The sequence below is a fragment of the Pseudomonas khavaziana genome, from assembly GCF_019145205.1.
In the GTDB taxonomy this organism is placed as follows: Bacteria; Pseudomonadota; Gammaproteobacteria; order Pseudomonadales; family Pseudomonadaceae; genus Aquipseudomonas; species Aquipseudomonas khavaziana.
Genome location: NZ_JAHSTT010000029.1, coordinates 1 through 3,560, shown reverse-complemented (window position 1 = coordinate 3,560; position 3,560 = coordinate 1). Strand labels below are relative to the sequence as shown.

The following is a 3,560-nucleotide window of genomic DNA, read 5'->3' as shown; positions in this document are numbered from 1 at the left end:
ATTCCTAGAGGGTTGTTGCCATTTTGCGTTAGCTGATTGATCTATAAGAGCAAACCCGTATCGTTGAAGCTCAACATCGATACGAGCTTGCAATACCCCGATTACTGCTCAATTACGAGCTTTTGTCGAAGCTGCGGGAAATTCCGCTGCACATGGCCATCTATAATAAGCGTGATCTACGAATGACTGTGGAGGGCATGCTGTATCGCATGCGCACAGGATGCCCCTGGCGAGACCTTCCCAAGGCGTTCGGAAACTGGGATAAGATCTATAAACACTTCAATGCGTGGTCCGCCGCCGGCAAGTGGCTCAAGGTTTTCAAAGTGCTGCGGTGGAGCCCGACCTGCAGTGGGCTTTCATTCAGGGCAGCTATGCCAAGGCTCACCAGCATAGTGCGGGCGCTGCCAGCGGTAACGATAAGGCTATAGGGGAGAGTCGAGCAGGCAATATCAGCAAGATACACCTGGCGGTGGACGCCTATGGCTTGCCCACCAAGTTTGAGATTGCGGGAGGCCAGTTCATGACTGCACTCAGGCCCACAGCCTGATTGCCAAGCTCCTGGCGGCCGAAACCATCGTCGCTGATAAGGGTTATGACAGCGAGAAAATCCGGGAGCAGATCGAACTACAAGAGGCCAATGCTGTGATTCCGAGAAAGCGTAACTCCGTGAAAGGCAACGCGGATCTGGACAGAGGTAGTTACCGTAATCGGCACCTGGTGGAAAACGCTTTCGCCTGGCTGAAACACTACCGGGTGGTGGCCTCTCGATTCGACAAGCTCAAAAAGAAATTACGAAAGTGTGGTGGCCATGGCCTGTGCTTTTCTATGGCTACCCATGTGAAATGACAACAGACCCTAGGCAGTGTAAATAGTTTTTAACTGTGAATATAATCATATTACTTTGCTGCTGGTTTTATTGTTAGATGGAGAATTTTCTTTTTGGTATTTAGATTTTTCTAGTTGTACTGAGCGCTTCATATGCCTTAGCCTAGTAATCAAAAATAGCTGAGTATTTGAATATGCTACCTGCCATTAGGTGAATAGGTGACTCTGCCGTCGGAATGCGAGAATGGCCTGTCGAAGAGTACTTAGCGTTTCTGGCATGCTGCATTCGAATAGTTGTGTGTGAGCTCGTAGCTATCAGGTAGGTAGTAATTCAAAAGCAGTAAAATTAGCGCAGGAAAGAAATGCCGCTTCGGTCTAGGGTGGACTGCTAAACATTGTGTAGGAGTAATTTCGTTTGAGTTTGCAGAATTTTGACTAGAATTTTTCGTGTGACTGTGGCGAGGCAAGTGCAATGCTGCGCTCTAAATGGAGTCAAGAGATAACTCGCTTTTATTGTGTCTCGCTAGTTGCCTGTAAGGTTTTTTGAAGTAGGTATTAAAGTAGTAATTGATGGAGCTAGTGGTTGACAAACGTTTCTTGCAGTTATATGGGTGAAGTTTATGGGGTTGGTGAATAAGTCTCTGAGAATACTAATTGTTGATGGGGTTCATTTTCAGCGGTTAGCGGTTGAAAAAATAGTCAATCAGTGTGGCTATTATAGAATAGCGCCGGTCGAGTCGTTTGAGCAGCTACTTACTTATACGCAATATGCGCTACATCCTTTTGACATTGTAATACTTAATTCTGATATCGCTATTCATAGCGGTGTCGATATATATGAGTTCTGTGTCGCTGAACCAAATATAGTTAATTTCCTAATTTATAATTCGGTTCCGGGAAATGAGCGGGGCTTTGATATAACATGTTTCAATGCGCCTGTCATGCACTCAGCGGATCTAAATAAAGATATATTAAAATTCTTGATGTCGGCGGTCGAACTGAATTTTTATTCGTCGGGCCGGATTCGCCTTATCGCCAGTGGCTAGGGAGGGGTTTCTACAATCAAGCAAAGAAATAAGCCTTCGCGTCCTCGTTCGCTTTCTTCGTTTTTGTTTATATAAGTGGTTATGTGTATTTTGAGTAGTCAAGCGAAAAAGCTGCTCATAGAGCGTTCGGCGATTATTAAGTCGTACTTTCAGATCACACAGTCGCGCCATTGATCCTAACTATAGTACTCACTAGCACGCGCCATAAGCCACTGTCTAGGCAAAAATGGTTTGATCAAGTTCGATGAACCAATATCAAATGGCAGACTGCACTTTGCTCTTCATCCATTTGAGCAGGCGCAATTAGCATAATTTTTATTTGAACAAATTCGATGTTTTTAACATCGCCTAGCGATTGGTCGTCTATAATTTTCCAGGTTCAGAATCCGACTTCGACCTTGGCTTTATCCCTCGGTTTACGCGAGAGGGCTGGCAACACGGCCACGCCTTAATGCTCGGACAGGTCGCGGTAACCGGGGTTGATGTCAGGCTCGTAACGATGTGTTTTGCTAACCGCTGCGCAGATTATCCGGCGCCAGGATCTGCGATGTACCGCCAAGAAAGGCGAAGCAGCGTATATGCGAGCCCAGCCAGCCGGGCAGTTCCTGCGACTAGGTGGCCTCGGCGAAGGTGTAACTGGAAGCGCCGAGGACGGCAACGAAGATCTGTGTCTGGCGGATCTCGCCGGTTCGCCGGTCTATGACTGGGACGGTCTGGCCGGCGTAATCGACGAACAGCTTCTCGCCAGCGCGGTGTTCCTGACGCATGACCACGTCGACCTTGGCCGCCCAGAGGCGGTAGTGCTCGCAGAACCAGCTGTATTGGAGTGTGTCATGAACGCTGGCGTAAGCCAGCGAAGCTGTATCAAAGATGAGAGAAAGCCTCCCGGAGTCGGCTTGCAGGAACTGGCTGCAAATCGCCCAGAGCTGCCGCGTTCAAAGGCGTGGTGGTGAGCGACTGTGGAAAAGGCGCTGATAAACGGCGTCAGGTCCATATTGAGAAGATGAGCGAAAGCAAACCGTTCGAGGACGCATTGTTAAGTTGGTCAAGTGTTGTCAAAACCAAGGTGGTTCAGTAGCCTTGGGATCATTCTGGAGGGTGCCTGTTTACTGTCCAGATGGCCGCCGGTGTGCTCGCCAAAGATACCACGGTAAATGAGGTGGTTGTCTTGCGATAGGTGTAGTTCATGGATCGCATACGAATTTTAGACGTAGTATCTCTCGGATTTTACGCATGGATATGCGCTCCATGACGACCTCTTCGCTTCGAGAAAAGAGGTCGAAGGTAGTGAATAATCCTGCGTTGCTGCCTGCCTGAGCTTGGGTCGGATCAGTGAGAGATCACTATCCAAGTGCTCGTGGAATGAGTGTCCAAATGCGCATGGAGTTCCCACATTATCTGGCGAACAACTGGAGCAGGCTGGAGCGCTCTGTCGAAGCAGGTTTTACCCATCGACAACAATGCGGTCGAAAGAGCGATCAAGCCGTTTGTAATAGGGCGCAAGGCGTGGTTGTTCAGCGATACGCCCAAGGGAGCGATCACCAGCGGCCAGATCTACAGCTTGGTCGAGACCGCCAAGCTCAACGGCCAATAGCCTTATACGTGGCTACCACATGCCTCGTCGGGCGAAGACTAGGGCTTGTCTGAAAAGTCGCCTCGGCTAAAATGACGCGCTCTGGTTGCCGGGAG

At 48.9% G+C, this 3,560-nt stretch carries 3 pseudogenes; 2 read left to right on the top strand and 1 reads right to left on the bottom strand.

Annotated features, from left to right (window positions below):
- Window positions 1–92 precede the first annotated feature (92 nt).
- Window positions 93–841 (top strand): annotated as a pseudogene (locus tag KVH01_RS29300) (IS5 family transposase).
- Between the two features lie 1,415 nt (window positions 842–2,256).
- Here KVH01_RS29300 and KVH01_RS29295 read toward each other — a convergent pair.
- Window positions 2,257–2,698 (bottom strand): annotated as a pseudogene (locus KVH01_RS29295) (IS21 family transposase); the annotation flags it as partial.
- Window positions 2,699–3,266: 568 nt separating this feature from the next.
- Between KVH01_RS29295 and KVH01_RS29290 the strand changes: the two are divergent.
- Window positions 3,267–3,462, top strand: a pseudogene (locus KVH01_RS29290) (IS66 family transposase); the annotation flags it as partial.
- Window positions 3,463–3,560 lie beyond the last annotated feature (98 nt).